The sequence below is a fragment of the Streptomyces sp. NPDC001493 genome, from assembly GCF_053597235.1.
Window position 1 is genome coordinate 1 of the sequence record NZ_JBSFHV010000009.1, and the last position, 16,015, is coordinate 16,015.

At 70.7% G+C, this 16,015-nt stretch carries 15 protein-coding genes; 7 read left to right on the plus strand and 8 right to left on the minus strand.

Features of this window, described 5'->3' with window-relative positions:
- Positions 1–218 precede the first annotated feature (218 nt).
- Both ACWCWD_RS14985 and ACWCWD_RS14990 read right to left on the minus strand, forming a co-directional pair.
- Positions 219–1,457 (minus strand): MFS transporter, encoded by a 1,239-nt coding sequence (locus ACWCWD_RS14985; protein WP_450773058.1) that lies wholly within the window; start codon positions 1,455–1,457, stop codon positions 219–221.
- Between the two features lie 78 nt (positions 1,458–1,535).
- Positions 1,536–1,988, minus strand: coding sequence for a flavodoxin family protein (locus ACWCWD_RS14990; RefSeq protein WP_450773399.1), 453 nt, complete (start codon positions 1,986–1,988; stop codon positions 1,536–1,538).
- 128 nt (positions 1,989–2,116) lie between these two features.
- On the opposite strand from ACWCWD_RS14990, the gene ACWCWD_RS14995 reads away from it, so the two are divergent.
- A complete protein-coding gene (locus ACWCWD_RS14995; protein ID WP_450773059.1) occupies positions 2,117–2,677 on the plus strand; it encodes a hypothetical protein in 561 nt (186 codons plus the stop codon).
- A gap of 36 nt (positions 2,678–2,713) precedes the next feature.
- Here the strand turns inward: ACWCWD_RS14995 and ACWCWD_RS15000 are convergent, their stop codons facing one another.
- The 5 genes from ACWCWD_RS15000 to ACWCWD_RS15020 all read right to left on the minus strand — a co-directional run bounded on the left by ACWCWD_RS15000 (position 2,714) and on the right by ACWCWD_RS15020 (position 6,482).
- Positions 2,714–3,451 (minus strand): DUF4328 domain-containing protein, encoded by a 738-nt coding sequence (locus ACWCWD_RS15000; RefSeq protein ID WP_450773060.1) that lies wholly within the window; start codon positions 3,449–3,451, stop codon positions 2,714–2,716.
- Between the two features lie 109 nt (positions 3,452–3,560).
- Complete coding sequence (locus ACWCWD_RS15005) at positions 3,561–4,619, minus strand: VWA domain-containing protein (RefSeq protein ID WP_450773062.1); 1,059 nt, start codon at positions 4,617–4,619, stop codon at positions 3,561–3,563.
- Between the two features lie 55 nt (positions 4,620–4,674).
- Positions 4,675–5,484 carry a DUF5984 family protein gene (locus ACWCWD_RS15010; protein ID WP_450773063.1) on the minus strand — a complete coding sequence of 270 codons (810 nt, stop codon included), beginning with the start codon at positions 5,482–5,484 and terminating at the stop codon, positions 4,675–4,677.
- A 130-nt stretch (positions 5,485–5,614) separates the two neighbouring features.
- Positions 5,615–5,887: a hypothetical protein gene (locus tag ACWCWD_RS15015; protein ID WP_450773064.1), complete on the minus strand. Its 273-nt coding sequence runs from the start codon at positions 5,885–5,887 to the stop codon at positions 5,615–5,617.
- An 88-nt stretch (positions 5,888–5,975) separates the two neighbouring features.
- Positions 5,976–6,482: a GNAT family N-acetyltransferase gene (locus ACWCWD_RS15020; RefSeq protein WP_450773065.1), complete on the minus strand. Its 507-nt coding sequence runs from the start codon at positions 6,480–6,482 to the stop codon at positions 5,976–5,978.
- A gap of 188 nt (positions 6,483–6,670) precedes the next feature.
- Between ACWCWD_RS15020 and ACWCWD_RS15025 the strand changes: the two genes are divergently transcribed.
- Complete coding sequence (locus ACWCWD_RS15025; RefSeq protein ID WP_387367384.1) at positions 6,671–7,048, plus strand: VOC family protein; 378 nt, start codon at positions 6,671–6,673, stop codon at positions 7,046–7,048.
- A 197-nt stretch (positions 7,049–7,245) separates the two neighbouring features.
- Entirely contained in the window at positions 7,246–9,246 is a 2,001-nt protein-coding gene (locus ACWCWD_RS15030; protein WP_450773067.1) for a discoidin domain-containing protein, read from the plus strand.
- A gap of 31 nt (positions 9,247–9,277) precedes the next feature.
- Here the strand turns inward: ACWCWD_RS15030 and ACWCWD_RS15035 are convergent, their stop codons facing one another.
- Entirely contained in the window at positions 9,278–10,306 is a 1,029-nt protein-coding gene (locus ACWCWD_RS15035) for a LacI family DNA-binding transcriptional regulator (protein WP_450773069.1), read from the minus strand.
- A gap of 140 nt (positions 10,307–10,446) precedes the next feature.
- Here ACWCWD_RS15035 and ACWCWD_RS15040 point away from each other — a divergent pair, with 140 nt between their 5' ends.
- From ACWCWD_RS15040 to ACWCWD_RS15055, 4 genes are read left to right on the plus strand one after another with little or no spacing between them, the layout of a single operon-like run.
- Positions 10,447–11,748, plus strand: coding sequence for an ABC transporter substrate-binding protein (locus ACWCWD_RS15040; RefSeq protein ID WP_450773071.1), 1,302 nt, complete (start codon positions 10,447–10,449; stop codon positions 11,746–11,748).
- Positions 11,749–11,781: 33 nt separating this feature from the next.
- On the plus strand, positions 11,782–12,732 hold the full coding sequence (locus tag ACWCWD_RS15045; protein WP_450773073.1) for a carbohydrate ABC transporter permease: 951 nt from the start codon (positions 11,782–11,784) through the stop codon (positions 12,730–12,732).
- A complete protein-coding gene (locus ACWCWD_RS15050) occupies positions 12,729–13,550 on the plus strand; it encodes a carbohydrate ABC transporter permease (RefSeq protein ID WP_450773075.1) in 822 nt (273 codons plus the stop codon). The genes ACWCWD_RS15045 and ACWCWD_RS15050 overlap by 4 nt, the downstream gene beginning before the upstream one ends.
- Positions 13,547–15,946: a beta-xylosidase/alpha-l-arabinosidase gene (locus ACWCWD_RS15055; RefSeq protein WP_450773077.1), complete on the plus strand. Its 2,400-nt coding sequence runs from the start codon at positions 13,547–13,549 to the stop codon at positions 15,944–15,946. The genes ACWCWD_RS15050 and ACWCWD_RS15055 overlap by 4 nt, the downstream gene beginning before the upstream one ends.
- Positions 15,947–16,015: the final 69 nt, after the last annotated feature.

Sequence of the window (16,015 nt, forward strand, 5' to 3'; positions counted from 1 at the left end):
CCGGTGCGTGCGATCGCAAGGCGGAGGGCCGCCCCGATACTGGATGTATCGGGGTGATCCCGACAACGCCGCGAGCGTGCGTGCCGGGCGTCGCCCGACAGGCGCCACTTTCGACACGCGGCCGAGGGCGGGGAAGACCGCCTCCACGTCGAGGGGGCGTGGCGGGGTGGTACGGGACACCGGTGCTCCTTCCCGGCGGGTCGGCCCGCCGCTCGCGTTCATGCGGCGGGCTCCGACGCGGCCGCCCGACGGGGCTGGAGCACTCCGGAGAGGAGGACGGTGAGCGCGCCGGCCAGCGGGACCACCAGCAGGCCGATCCGGAGGCTCGTGGCGTCGGCGACCAGGCCGACGACCGGCGGGGAGACCAGGAAGCCCAGGCGCATGAGCCAGGAGACGATCGTCAGCCCCGATCCGGGCTTGAGACCGGGGAGGCTGTCCGCCTCGTGCATGGCGGCGGGGACCAGGGTCGCCACCCCGAATCCCGCGGCGGCGAAGCCGAGGACGGTTCCGGGCAGCGTGGGCACGGCCAGCGCGAGGCCCATGCCGACCGCGGCGATCAGGCCGCCGGTGCGGGCCACCGTCCGCTGGCCGAAGCGGTCGACGAGCCGGTCGCCGATGATGCGGCCGACGAACTGGGCGCCGACCAGGGCGATGTAGCCGGTCGCGGCGAGCGTCGCGGAGGCGCGCAGGGCATCGGAGAGGTAGAGGGCGGCCCAGGAGTTCCCCGCGTCCTCCACGAGGGTGCCGGCGGTCGCGATGAGGACGAGGGCGGCCAGTGCGTACGCGGTGCCGCGCCGGGCGGTGAACGCGGGGCGGGTCGGTTCGTTCGGGAGATCCTCGTGCGCGGGTTCGCCGTCCGGGCGTTCGTCGTCCCGGCCGGGCAGGCAGAAGCGCAGGGCGACGAGAGCGGCGAGGGCGAAAACGATGCCCGACAGGGTCAGGTGCTGTCCACGCGTCAGGTCCAGCGCCATGGCTCCGGCGGCCATGAGGCCACCCGCGACGGCGCCGATCGACCAGATCGCGTGGAAGGAGTTGATGATGGACCGCCCGTACCGGCGCTGTACGCGCAGGCCGTGCGCGTTCTGCGCGACGTCCGTGATCGCGTCCATCGCTCCGGCCAGGAACAGGGCCGCCGCGAACAGCGGTACGGCGCCCGCGAGACCGGCGGCGAGGACGCCCGCGCCGGTGAGCAGTGTGCCGGCGACCGCGACGCGGGCCGAGCCGAACCTGCGGACGAGCGCTCCGGCCGCCGGGCCGGCCACCAGGGCCCCGGTCGGGAACGCCGCCACGGCCAGGCCGTAGACGGCGTTGGTCATGCCGAGTTCGGCCTTGATCTGCGGATACCTCGGCAGAAGGTTGGCGAAGAGGGCGCCGTTGGTCAGGAACAGCACGGCGACGGCCGCACGGGCCCGCCGGTCTGTGGCGGGGAGGCGGACCGCTATGTCGTCGACAGTCATGGGGGTGACCCTAACCCCGAAGCGTACGAACGTACACCTCGCTGATGGATCGACTCTGTCGCGGACCGGGCCGGGGCGTCAGGGCATCAGCCCCGCGGCGACGGTCGCCCCCAGTTCCCAGCAGGCTTCCACGTCGGCCTTGGCCGGCTCCCCGGTGACCGTCACGGCGTCCGCCGTACGTCGCCACCCCAGGCCCGTGGTGATCGACTCGATCCCGCGCACGGCACCGGTGACGTCGTTGCCGCCATGCACCCAGTAGCCGAAGGGGCGGCCCCGCGTCGCGTCCAGGCACGGGTAGTAGACCTGGTCGAAGAAGTGCTTGAGGGCGCCGGACATGTAACCGAGGTTCGCCGGGGTGCCGAGCAGGATGCCGTCGGCGGCGAGCACGTCGGACGCCGTGGCGGAGAGGGCCGCGCGCCGTACGACGCGGACGTCCTCGATGCCGTCGGCCGACGCCCCGGAGACGACGGCCTCGAAGAGCGCCTGGCAGTTCGGCGAAGGTGTGTGATGGACGATCAGCAGGGTGGCCACAGCCACGAACCCTGCCCTCCGCGGCCTTCCTGCCGCAAGCGGGGCGCGCCGCCCCGGTACCCGTACGCCCCGACGACACGGCCCCGACGGGCCACCGGATCGGGCGCCCCGAAACCTACGCTGGCCGCATGGCCCACGACAGCACCGAGGGGCGCCGACCGCGCCCGGCCGACGCCTCCGGGGGCGCGGTGGGCGAGGGTGCGGAGCACCCCGCCGACCGGCTCACCTGGCTCAAGGAACGGCTGTACGCGACGATCACCATGATCTCCGTGGTGATCGGGCTGTCGGCAGCCGAGCATCCCTCCCCGACCGGGGCGGCGGCCAGCGTGGCGGCCGCCGCCATCGGCCTCTGGCTGGCGACGCTCGTCGCCGACGAGCAGGCCCACCGCACGGTGCACGGCCGGATCGCCACGCGCGCGGAGCTGCGCCGGATGCTGTGGGTCAGCAGCCCGCTGCTGCTCTCCGCCGTCGGTCCGCTGATCCTGATCGGCGCCGCCGCTCTGGATGTGATGTACCTGGAGACCGCGTTGTTCGCGGCGGCGGGGGTCAGCGTGGCCGGTCTGTTCGGCTGGGGCTGGTACGGCGGAGTCCGGCTCGGCAACGGCACCGCGGTCGCCCTGCTGGCCGGTGCGCTCGATGCCGCGATCGGGCTGGCCGTGGCCGTGGTCAAGGCCGCCGCCGGCCACTGACGGCAGCCCCGGCCGCCCCGGGCGCAGAGCCCGTGGTCAGAGCGCCTGGAAGCCGGGCTGGACCGGGGCGGCGTGGCCGGACTCCGGGGCCGGCCGACGGTGGAGAGCCGTCAGGCGTACGGCGAAGTAGACCGCGGCCGCGGCCGCGACGATGTCCAGGCCGTCGGCCACCGCGGTCTGGAGGACGGCGCTCCTGATCTCCGTGAGCGGTGCGTCGATGTCGTAGCCGCTCGCGAACCGTCCGGCGAAGCCCGAGAGCAGGAAGAGGCTCCACCACAGCCGCACCGGCCAGGGGGACGGGTACCGAGCCGGTTCGGAACCCAGGGTCCGGGTGGCGGCTTCCCACATCTGGACGGCGATGCGGAAGGGCATCCACAGCGCTCCGATCGGGATGAACCACGAGCCGATCGCCCAGCCGGGGCCCCGTTCGAACGCGTCCTGCGCCAGTGCTCCGATGTACTTGCGCGTCCGGAAGAACCAGGTGATGAAGACGACCGCGCAGGCGAGGTACGCGGCCAGCTGGAACAGACCGGCGACTCCGTAGAGGCTGTCCGCCGCGTCGAAATCCTCGGCGAAGGTGACGGCGGAGTTCTCGTCGTCGCCGGCGACGTTCGCCACCCTCAGGTCGGCGAACACGGCGAAGAGGTCGGTGAGCGCCACCACGCCCAGCAGTGCGACGACGGCCTTCAGCAGCCCCTCAGGGGCGCGCGGCGGTCGGGGCGGCAGGGCCCCGGGCCAGGCCGGCTGTTGAGCAGGTGCAACGAAATCGGACACGACAAGGTCCCCCCGGACGAATGAATGAGAGAGTGGCCCGTTTCGAGCGGGCAGAGGGAACGTACGCCCCCACGGAGCGGAACGTCCATTCGATTCGGAGCGAAGTGGCTCAGAGCATGATGAGGAGCCGGGTGTCCGCCTTGAGCTTGCGGTTCACCGAGCGGCTCTGCACGTACACCTCCAGCTTGGGGTTGGTGCCCGCCTTCACGGAGACGGTCCCGCGGATGCCGGTCCCGAACAGCATGCTGCGCGCGGCGTCGCCCGTGTACGCACGGTCGGTGTCCTTCTCGACCACGATGACCTCCTTGTCCGGCTGGACCTGCACCCGGGAGCCCAACTGGTAGTAGCAGGAGCCGCGTTGGTACGAGACGCCCGGGTGCGAGTCGACGAAGGACCGGATCTCGGTCTCCTGGTCGACCTTGAGGAGGCGGTACTTGTCGGCCGCGATCGGCTCCAGGCTCGCACGCACTTGGTCAACCGATATGTCCTGGCCGACGGCGAACAGGTTCTTCGTGCCCCGCACGCCCTGTTCGCGGCCCCGGAGGAAGCTGGTGGCGGCGGCGCGCACGGTGCCGATCGCCTCCTCGACGCCTTCCTTGGAGTCGGCGTCCCAGATGGCGATGTTCCCGGCCGGGAAGCCGTAGTTCTGGGCCGTCCGCTTGGCGAGGGAGTTCGGTACGAGGATCGCGGAGGTCCAGTGGCCCGGAAGCCCGCCCATCTTCGCCGAGATCCTGTCGAGCCAGGGGCCGAGGATGGTCATGTCGCCGTCGTGCCGCCGGTCGCCGCCGGAGGCGTTCTCCTCACCGTCCGTCACCACGATCTGGAGGAAGCTGTGCTCGCCGTACTCCTCCCAGATGTGGCCGAGGTCGTCCAGGGACTTCAGTGACGCCTCGATGAGCGCGGTGGCGCCGTTGTTGACCTTGTACAGGCCCCGCATGGACGGCAGATGCTTCACGTCCATGTCCCAGACCAGGTTCTCCACCTTGTGGTCGAAGGAGTAGAGGCTGATCCGGGTCTCGTGGCCGAGGCTGTCCGATTCGGCCTTCAGCCCCGCCACGAACTCGTCCACCACGCGCACGAGTTGCCCCTGGTGCGGGCGCATCGAACCCGAGCAGTCCACGACCAGCGCGACGTGGTTCACCTTGTGCTGGATCTTGTTTCCGGACATGCTTCCGCTCCCCTTCACAGGCCCCCCGAGTGGCTCCCCGAGTGATGTTCCAACCCTAGGAGGGGGCACTGACATCGGGGCCGGGCTGCGCGGTGAGGAGTGCGCGCACGCCACTCCGTACGGCCTCCCAGTCGGTGCCGGGTTCTCGGTCCCGCGCACGCCGCAGCCAGGTCGCCCGGTCCCCGTGCTCACGGCGCAGCTGCTCCATCGCCTCAGGAGCGGCCGGATCCGGCTCGAACTCCGCCAGCTCGCGGACACGTTGGTCCATCGCGGCGAACAGCGCGCGGTCCAGCTCGGTCACCGCCGCGAGGAACTCGCTCGTCCGCATGGTCACCCGGCCGGACCGCGGGACCGCGAACTCGATCACGCCCTCGGGGTCCGCCCGCTGCTCCCAGGTGGCGATCACCACGTCGTCCTCGCCCGCGACGGTACGGCAGAAACGCAGGTCCGGGGCGACACGGAGGTAGCCGGTGTACAGATAGCCCGCTCCGTGCCAGTCGGCCGCGGCCTCCGCCTCCGGCGTGTCGACCCACTCCCAGTCCGGCGAGGGGTCGGCGGCGATGCCGGCCAGGTCGCCGGGCACCGGTTCCATCGCGTCGGACACGATCGCGAGCAGGTCCTCCCAGAGCCGGGCGACGTAGTAGTCCACGTACGGATGCGGTGGATCACCCTCTTTTCTCAACTCCGCGACCGTGCGGGCGGAGTAGCGCAGCACCTCGTGGCCGTCGAGATCGACGCAGTACCAGCCGTCGGTCAGCCCGAACCAGTGCCGTACGGGGTGCCCCGCGCCCCGGGACGCCATCTCCTCCAGCGGGGTGAGCCCGAAGCGGAAGCGGATCGCGGGGGCGGTGAGGGGGGTCGTCACCCGTCCAGCATCCCCGTTCGCCCACCGGCCCCCCTCGCACGGGTCCGCCCGGTGGGTGCGCACGCGGACGGTCCCGCGCCCCGGAGGGCCGGTCCGGCCTCGTCGACGGCGCCGTGCGCCCGGCGGATCCTCAGGTGGTCCCTGTCAGCTTCCGGGCGGTGCCGCAGTGCACCGTGCGGGCGTGGCGCCACAGTTGTACGAGCGTCACGGCGAGCAGCACGGTGAACACCCCCAGGAGCACGGCGGCGATCACCATCGACCTGCCGCCCGTCGCCGCAGGCCCCTCCTCCTGGGTGAGCAGCCCGAGGAGGGAGAGCAGGGCGCCCACCAGGTAGACGGAGCGCACCCGCCGCAACTGCCGCAGTGCGCGGGGAGCCAGAGCCACATGCCTCATCGATGCCATGTACGGCTCCTGCCCCGAACGCGAGCCAGCAGAACCCGTGTTGACTCCCGGGTTCTGAAGGTTACGGAAGTTGCGAAGGTTACGGAGGTCACGGAACAGCGTTCAGCCGGATCTGCAGGGCGGGGTAGTGCGGGACCTCGAAGCCGAGGGCCTCGTAGAGGTGCGCTCCGTCCGGGGTCGCGTTGAGGTCGACCATGGTCACCCCGGTCTCCTCGTCGAACCAGCGCAGCAGCGCTTCGGTGCAGGCGCGCGCGTATCCCCGCTTGCGTGCGGCCGGTTCGGTACTGACGTTGAAGACGTGGCCGCGCAGGCCGCTGAGGCTGCGGGGGCCGGGGGCCCGGTGTTCGCAGGCGCCGACGGCGTTGCTGACGACGCCGAGCTCCGGATCGTCCACCACGAAGGCGGCGAACTCGTCCTCCCGTGGCAGCCGTTCGGCGAACCAGTGGGCAGCGGCGTCCCGCCAGGGCGCGTCCTCGGGCCCGGTCGGCACCCCCATGCCGGCCATCATCAGCGCGCGGAGCCGTACGAGGGCGGGTACGTCGTCGACGGTCGCGCGGCGGGCCTTCGGGGCAGGGGTGGGGAGTGCGCTCGCCATGCCCTCCATGGTGCGGACGAACTCCCGGCCCGGCAAGCGGATTGCCCGGTCCGGTCGGGGGCACACGGTGTGCGGGCCGCCGGTGGTCGCGGGGTGTGCGATCCGCCGGCCGGGCCGCCGAGGGAGCGGGCGGCAGCCCTCAGCGCACGCATGTCCGTTCGATCCGATCTCCGCAGAGGGGTCCTCGCATGGCAGTTCACAAATCCCTGGTTCTCGTGCTCGACAGCGCCGACCCGATGGAACTGGCCGAGTTCTACGCCGGTCTGCTGGGCGCCGAATCCAGGCCGGGCCGGGGCAACGACTACGTGGAGGTCGTCGGGGAGGCGGGGGTGCATCTGGCGGTCCGGCGGGATCTCGGGTACGCGCCGCCGAGTTGGCCCCGCCCGGACGACTCCCAGCAGGCCCATGTACTCATCCGGGTCGGGCGGGCGGACATGGACGCGGCCGAGCGGGAGGCGATCGGTCTTGGAGCCACTCCGGTGGAGGCCAGGAACAACGGCGGCGTCCACGACACGCGGTACTACGCCGATCCGGCCGGGCACGGGTTCGCGCTGACCGCCGTGTGACCCCGGGCCGGCACCCCGGCGCCCCCTGCGCGGAACCACTGGACTGGCGCCTTCGTGCAGGTCAGCGCCGCGTTCGACGGAAAAGTGGGGGTGTCCGGCCTGTTCCCTGCGAGGGGGAGGCTGGGCTAAGGTCCCGTCCCGTCCGGTCGGAAAATCTCACCGGACGCCCTCCGAAACCCGCACGGAGTTCCTTCCTCATGCCCAGAATCTCCAAGGCCGTCCTCGCCGCGACCGGCGTCCTGGTCGCCACCGCACTCGCCGGTCCCGGCGCGGCCGCCGCCCAGGCCGCTCCCCCGAGCCACACCGCCGGCCACGGCAACAGCGGCGGCCACAGCGGCACCGTCGGCGCCACCGGTACGGGCGCGCAGGTGTGGATCACCACGCCGGACGGCAAGCAGCGGCTGGCCGACGCCGGTACGGTCGCCTTCACCACCACCCCGAGCAGCGCCCCGACCGTGGTGGTCGATCCCAGCCGGACGTACCAGACGATGTCGGGCTTCGGCGCCTCGATCACCGACTCCTCGGCGTCCGTGCTCTCCGGCCTGGCCCCGGAGGCGCGCGAGGCCGCCATGCGGTCGCTCTTCGACTCCCGTACCGGCGACGGCCTGAACTACCTGCGTCAGCCCGTCGGCGCCTCCGACTTCACCGACGGCCCCGCGTACACGTACGACGACATGCCGGCGGGCCGCACGGACTACGGTCTCGCGCACTTCTCCGTCGCCCACGACAAGAAGCAGATCCTGCCACTGCTGCGGCAGGCCGAGCGGATCAACCCCTCCATCAAGATCGTGGCGACCCCGTGGAGCCCGCCGGCGTGGATGAAGACCGGCGGCTCCCTGGAGGGCGGGCGCCTGATCGACGACGCCCGCGTCTACCGCGCCTACGCGGCCTACCTGGTGAAGTTCGTCCAGGCCTACCGCGCGGAGGGCGTCGACATCGACACCCTCACGGTCCAGAACGAGCCGCAGAACCGGAACCCGAAGGGTTACCCCGGTACGGACATGCCGTCGTGGCAGGAGGCGAAAGTCATCGAGCAGCTCGGTCCGCTGCTCAAGAAGGCCAAGCTGAAGACGGAGATCCTCGCCTTCGACCACAACTGGTCGGAGCACCCGGACGACACCGTGGGCGCCCCGGCGGACGAGGCGGCCGACACCGACGCCTACCCGCAGCAGCTGCTGGGCTCGCCGGCGGCGCGGTACGTCTCGGGCACCGCCTACCACTGCTACTACGGCGACCCGAGCGCGATGACGGCGCTGCACGACCGGTTCCCGACGAAGGACATCTACTTCACCGAGTGCTCGGGCAGCCAGTCGTCCGTACCGGAGAACACCTTCTCGGACACGCTCAAGTGGCACACCCGCAACCTGGTCATCGGCGCGACCCGCAACTGGGCGAAGACGGTCATCAACTGGAACATCGCGCTCGACCCGGAGGGCGGCCCGCACGCGGGCGGCTGCACCGGGTGCACCGGTGTGCTGACGGTGGCGGACGACGGGACGGTCACCCGCAACGCCGAGTACTACACCCTCGGCAGCCTCGCGCGCTTCGTCGACCAGGGTGCCGTGCGCATCGCCAGCACCTCCTTCGGCACCACCGGCTGGAACGGCCAGGTCGAGGACGTCGCCTTCCGCAACCCGGACGGCAGCAGCGTGCTGGTCGCGCACAACGAGAGCGACGACCCGCAGACCTTCGCGATCCGTGAAGGTGACCGCTACCTGACGTACACGCTGCCCGGTGGCGCGCTCGCCGACTTCGTCTGGAAGTCCGGCCACACCTCCGGCCACACCTCGGGCACGGACGGGAAGGCTGTGGACCCGGCCGGCTGGACCGCCACCACCTCCACGGCGGGCACGGCGGCGGACGCCGTCGACGACGACGCCAGCACCCGCTTCTCCTCCGGTGCGGCGCAGGTCCCGGGCCAGTACCTCCAGGTCGACCTGGGCAAGAAGCGGCAGGCGGACCGGGTGGTCTTCGACACCGGCTCCTCCACCGGCGACTACCCGCGCGGCTGGACGGCGTCCGTGAGCACCGACGGCACGCACTGGACCGACGTGGTCACCGACGCCCCGGGCACCGGGCAGTTCACCACCGTCGAGCTCCCCCACGGGCCGGTCCGCTACGTCCGGATGACGCTCACCGCCTCCGCGGGCAACTGGTGGAGCGTGGCGGACGTCCGCGCCTACACCGACGGTCGCTGACCGCGAACCCGCTCCCCCGTACGGCCGTTCCTCAAGCGCGAGGAGCGGCCGTACTGTTGCGTACGACCAGGCTGGTGGCGAGCTCCATCCGCGTGGTCATCGGCGCTTCGTCACGCATCCTCAGCAGCATCTGGACCGACTCCTCGGCCATCTGCCGCAGCGGCTGGTGGACGGTGGTGAGGGCGGGGCTGGACCAGCGGGCGATCGGCACGTCGTCGTACCCGACCACGGAGAGGTCGTGCGGGACGCGCAGTCCGCTGACCCGTGCGGCTTCGAGCACGCCGAGGGCCTGGAGGTCGCTGCCGGCGAAGATCGCGGTGGGCGGGTCGGGGAGGGCGAGCAGCTCCATCGTCCGGTCGTAGCCGCCCTCGACGTGGAAGTCGCCGTAGAGCACCAGGTCGGAGGAGGCCTCCAGGCCGGCCATGCTCATCGCGGAGCGGTAGCCGTCCAGCCGGGCGAGGGAGCAGATCATGTCCTCGGGGCCGGTGATGATGCCGATCCGGCGGTGGCCCAGCTCGATGAGGTGGCGCGTCGCGGCGAGGCCGCCGCTCCAGTTCGCCGAGCCCACCGAGGGTACGTCCGGTTCGGGATCGCCGGCCGGGTCGATGATCACGAAGGGGATCGACCGGGACCGCAGCTGCTGCTTGAACTCCACCGGCAGCGCCGAGAAGACCAGCACCACGCCGAGCGGACGCCGCTGGAGCACCCCCTCGATCCACTCGGGGCTGGGCGAGTGGCGGGTGCCGCTCTCGGTGAGGACCACGCCCGCCCCGTGGAGCTTGGCGACGTTCTCCACACCCCTGATCAGCTCCATCGCCCAGATGCTGTCGAGCTCGTGGAAGACCAGCTCGATCAGCGGGGCCTCCCGGGCGGACCGGGTCGTCCGCCGGTAGGAGTGTGTCTCCAGCAGGCGTTCCACCTTGACGCGGGTCGGCGCCGCGACGTCCTGTCTGCCGTTGAGCACCTTCGAAACTGTCGAAATGGAGACGCCGGCCTGCTGGGCCACCTGGGCAAGGGTGATGCGGCCCACGTTCTCGTCATCGCGCATGGTGAGAAGCATAGGGCACGAACAATTGGCCAACAGAGATAACAAATCAGCAACTTGAGGCCCGAGGGTTGACCCCTCCAGTCGTCGAGCCCTAGCGTCCCGACGCATGAAGTTTCGGTAATGAAGCCGAAACATTTTCGAAAGGCGAGACCATGACGCGACGCAACCGGCTCCCACGGATCGCTGCCGTCGGCGGGCTGGCGCTGACCATGGCCCTGTCCCTCTCCGCGTGTGGAGGCGACGACTCCGCATCCGGCGGCGACAAGATCCACGTGCTGGTCTACGGGGACGCCACGAACAAGGTGGAGAAGCAGCTCGTCGCCACCTTCAACAAGTCGTCGAAGGTCAAGGTGGTCCTGGACACCATCCCCGGCGCCGACTACCAGGCCAAGCTCCAGACGATCATCAACAGCAAGCAGGCGCCGGACGTCTTCTTCAACTGGGGCGGCGGCAGCATCAAGCCGTTCGTGGACGCCGGACTGCTCCTCCCGCTGGACGACTTCATCGCGAAGGACCCGGGACTCAAGGACAACTTCCTCCCGTCCGTGTTCAACAGCACCGTGGTGGACGGCAAGGCCTACGGCGTCCCGATGCGCGGTACGCAGCCGGTGCTGATGTTCAACAACAGCAAGGTGCTCAAGGAGAACGGACTCGCGGCCCCCAAGACCTGGGACGAGCTGCTGAACGCCGTGAAGGTCCTCAAGTCGAAGGGCGTCACCCCGATCGCCCTCGGCGGCGGTGACAAGTGGCCGACGCTGATGTGGTTCGAGTACCTCTTCGACCGCGTCGCCGGCCCGGAGCTCGTCCAGAGCGCGCTCAAGGGCGACAAGGACGTCTGGGCGAGCGCCGACGGCAAGGCCGCGCTCACCAAGCTCAAGGAGCTCATCGACGCCGGCGCCTTCGGCACCAACTTCGACTCCGTGAAGTTCACCGACGGCGGTTCGCCCACGCTGCTCGCCACCGGCAAGGCGGCCTTCGAGCTGATGGGTTCGTGGGAGTACTCGACCCTCCAGGACTCCCAGCCGGACTTCGCCAAGTCGGACCTCGACTACAGCGCCTTCCCGAGCATCGACGGCGGCAAGGGTGCCCCGACCGACATCGTCGGCAACACCAACAACTTCTACTCCGTGCTGAAGAAGACCAAGCACCCGGAGGAGGTCGCCGAGTTCCTGAAGCTCATGTACTCCGACCAGTTCGTGAAGGCGCAGCTCTCGATCGGCAACCTGCCGACCACGACCAACACCGAAGCGCAGCTGGACACCGCCGCCAACCCCGACTACGTGCGCTTCCAGTACGACCTCGTCAAGAACGCGCCCTCCTTCCAGCTCTCCTGGGACCAGGCGTACCCGCAGACCGCCGGCACGGCCCTGTCGACCGCGGTGCAGCAGTTCTTCAACGGCGGGATCGACGTGGACGGCTTCATCAAGGCGATGCAGGGCCTGCCCACCTCCTGACCGCGCTCCTCCATCCGACTTGGAACACCTCTCATGACCACAACTGCCACCGCGGTCCCCGCGGCCAGCAAAGGGGTCCAGCGGAGCGGCCGTCGACCCGGCCGCTCCCATGAAGGCGCCAGCCGCCCCGGCTTTGCCTGGGCGGCTCCGGCTGCCGTCTTCTTCGGCCTCTTCGCCATCGTCCCGCTCCTCCTGGTCGTCGTCCTCTCCTTCGCGACCTGGGACGGGCTCTCCGACCCCGAGTTCGCCGGTCTCGACAACTGGAAGAAGTTGTTCGACGACCCGATCATGATCAACAGCCTCTGGCTCAGCCTGCTGCTCACCTTCCTGGGTGTCGTCGTGCAGACCCCGCTCTCCATCCTGCTGGGGGTGTGGGCCGCCGGTCACCAGCGCAACCGGGCCGTGCTGTCCGCGATCTACTTCATCCCGCTGCTGCTCTCCGCCACAGCCGTCTCGGTGCTGTGGCGCGCGGTGCTCGACCCCAACTTCGGTGTCCCCGCGCACGCCAAGTGGCTGTTCGGCGACGGAAACCTGTTCGGCAACCAGAGCACGGCGATCGCGGTCCTGATCTTCGTCGGCACCTGGCAGTTCACCCCGCTGCACACGCTGATCTACCAGGGCGCGGCCCGTTCGGTGCCCCGGGTGCTCTACCAGGCCGCGGAGATCGACGGGGCGGGCCGGTACCGGCAGTTCTTCCACATCACCCTGCCGCAGCTGCGCAACAGCGTCGTCACCTCGATGATCCTGATGGTGGTCGGCGGTCTGACGACGTTCGACACGGTCCTCATCCTCACCCAGGGCGGGCCGGGCACGGACACCACGATCAGCGCCTACTACATGTACCAGAAGGCGTTCAAGACCTTCGACTACGGAACGGCCTCGGCCATCGGCGTGATGCTGGTGCTGGTCGCCACGGTCATCTCGCTGGTGATGGTGCGTCTCACGGGCTACGACAAGATGAACAGCACCATGGAGGGCATGTGAGCAGGCGCCGTCCCAATTTCCTCGCCGGCTTCGGCTCCACCGTCTGGCTCCTCGTCGTGGGGCTGCCGCTCTACGTGATGCTCGTCGCGACCTTCCAGAACCGCGCCGACTACGGGTCCAACGGGCCGTTCGCACTGCCCAAGCACTTCACGCTCGACAACTACGTCAACGACTTCAACAGCGGGTTCGGGCAGTACTTCCTGAACACCGTGATCGTCACGCTCTCCGTGGTGGCGATCGTGGTGCTGCTGGTGGCGCCGCTGTCGTACGCGATCGTCCGCAGCCGCAGCCGGGTGACCAGCCTGGTGTTCCGGCTCTTCCTGCTGGGGCTCGCCATTCCCTCGCAGGCGGTGATCGTGCCCATGTTCTTCGCGATCAGCGAGGCGGGGCTCTACGACAACCTCATCGGCGTCATCCTGCCGACGGCCGCCTTCGCGATGCCGGTGTGCGCCCTCATCCTCACCGGCGTGATGCGCGACATCACCCCGGAGCTCTACGAGGCCATGACGATGGACGGCGCGACCCACCGGCGCGTCTTCTTCCAGCTGGTGCTGCCGCTCTCCAAGAGCGGGATCTCCACCATCGTCGTCTTCTCCGCCCTCCAGGCGTGGAACGGCTTCCTCTTCCCGCTCGTCCTGACGCAGTCCGCCGAGTCCAAGGTCGTCACCATGGGCCTCTACGACTTCCAGACCGAACACGGGGTCGACATGCCGGCGATGCTCGCGGCTGTCGTGATCTCCATGATCCCCATCCTGCTCGTATATCTGTTCGCCCGGCGAGCCCTGGTCCAGGGGCTGATGGGAGTCGGAGGAAAGTGACCGACCACGTGTCCGTACAGACCGAACCGGCCGAAGAGGTGACGCTCCCGCTGTGGCGGGACCCGTCCCGCACCCCGGCCGAGCGCGCCGACGCCCTGCTCCAGGAGATGACGCTGGAGGAGAAGATCGCCCAGCTCTTCGGAGTCTGGGTGGGCGCCTCCGACGACGGGGCCGAAGTCGCCCCGCACCAGCACGACATGGAGGAGCCGCCGCCGCTGGCCGACCTGCTGCCCGAGGGACTGGGCCAGCTCACCCGCCCGTTCGGTACGGTCCCGGTCGACCCCGCCCTCGGCGCGCTCTCCCTGCTGCGCACCCAGAGCGCGATCACCGCCGCCAACCGCTTCGGCATCCCGGCCGTGGCCCACGAGGAGTGCCTCGCGGGATTCGCCGCCTACGGAGCGACCGCGTACCCCGTGCCGCTCTCCTGGGGCGCGACCTTCGACCCGGCGCTCATCGGCGACATGGCGGGGGCGATCGGCCGCGACATGCGCTCGGTCGGCGTCCACCAGGGCCTCGCCCCGGTGCTCGACGTGGTGCGCGACGCCCGCTGGGGCCGCGTGGAGGAGACCATCGGCGAGGACCCGTACCTCGTCGGTACGATCGCCACGGCGTACATCAAGGGCCTGGAGCGGGCCGGCATCGTCGCCACTCTCAAGCACTTCGCCGGTTACTCCGCCTCCCGCGCGGGCCGCAACCTGGCGCCGGTCGGCATGGGCTCGCGCGAGCGCGCCGACGTCATCCTGCCGCCGTTCGAGATGGCCGTGCGCGAGAGCGGTGTCCGCTCGGTGATGCACGCCTACACCGACACCGACGGCGTCCCGTCCGCCGCCGACAAGGAACTGCTGACCGGACTGCTCAGGGACACCTGGGGCTTCGACGGCACCGTGGTGGCCGACTACTTCGGCATCGCGTTCCTCAAGACCCTGCACGGTGTGGTCGGGACCTTCGGGGAAGCGGCCGTCGCCGCGCTCCTCGCCGGCGTCGACGTGGAGCTGCCGACCGTCAACACGTTCGGTGAGCCGCTCCGCGCCGCCGTCGACGAGGGGCTCATCGCAGAGGCCGACATCGACCGCGCCGCCCGCCGGGTCCTCGTGCAGAAGGCGCAGCTCGGCCTGCTGGACGCCGACTGGAACCCGGTGCCCGACGCGCTCGCCGGTGCCGAGCTCGCCCCGGATACGCTGCGCGGCTCGGTGGTCCTGGACAGCGACGCCAACCGCGCCCTGGCCCGCCGCATCGCCGAGCAGGCCATCGTGCTGCTCCGCAACGACGGCATCCTGCCGCTCAAGGGCGAGAACGCCCCCACGCGCATCGCGCTGATCGGCCCCAACGCCGACCTGCCCACCGCCGTGCTCGGCTGCTACTCCTTCCCCGTGCACGTCGGCAGCCAGCACCCGAACCTGCCCGCCGGTGTCGAACTTCCCACCCTGCGCGAGGCGTTGGTGGCGGAGTTCCCCGGCAGCGAGATCGTCACCGTGGCCGGCTGCGGCATCGACGACGACAGCACGGACGGATTCCGCCAGGCGCTGGCGGCCGCGCGCGACGCGGACGTCGTCATCACCGCCCTGGGCGACCGGGCCGGCCTCTTCGGCCGGGGCACCAGCGGCGAGGGCTGCGACGCAGGCTCCCTCACCCTGCCGGGCGTGCAGGCGCAGCTGCTCGACGCGCTCCTGGACACCGGCACCCCCGTCGTCGTCACCCTGCTGGCGGGCCGTCCGTACGCGCTCGGCCGCGCGGTGGACGAGGCCGCGGCCGTGGTGCAGACCTTCTTCCCGGGCGAGGAGGGCACCCGTGCCCTCGCCTCGGTGCTGAGCGGGCGGGTCGCCCCGTCCGGGCGGCTTCCGGTCAGCGTGCCGAAGAAGCCGGACGCTCAGCCGTCCACCTACCTCGCGGCCCGCCTGGGCCACGCGAACGAGGTCTCCAACATCGACCCGACGCCCGCGTTCGGTTTCGGCCACGGGCTCACGTACACGACGTTCGAGTGGTCCGGACTCGCCGTCGCGGCGACCGGGATCCCCACGGACGGCGTGGCCGAACTGGAGTGCACGGTACGGAACACGGGTGACCGCGACGGCGTCGAGGTCGTCCAGCTCTACCTGCACGACCCGGTCGCCTCCGTGGTCCAGCCGGTGCAGCGCCTGGCCGGTTACGTACGGGTCGAGCTCGCCGCGGGCGAGGCCGCCAGGGTGCGCGTGAGCGTTCCCGCCGACCTCGCCTCGTTCACGGGCCGCGACGGCGCACGCGTCGTGGAGCCGGGCGCGCTGGAGCTGCGGCTCAGCGCTTCCACCACGGACCCGCGCCTCACGGCCGAGGTGACGCTCACCGGCCCCGCGCGGAAGGTGGACCACACCCGCCGGCTGCACGCCGAGTTCCAGGTGGAGACGCTCAAGGAGCACTGACCGTCCCGAGCGGCACCTGAACGCCGGAACAACTGAACACCTCTGCGCCGGAGCCCGGTTGCCCGTACG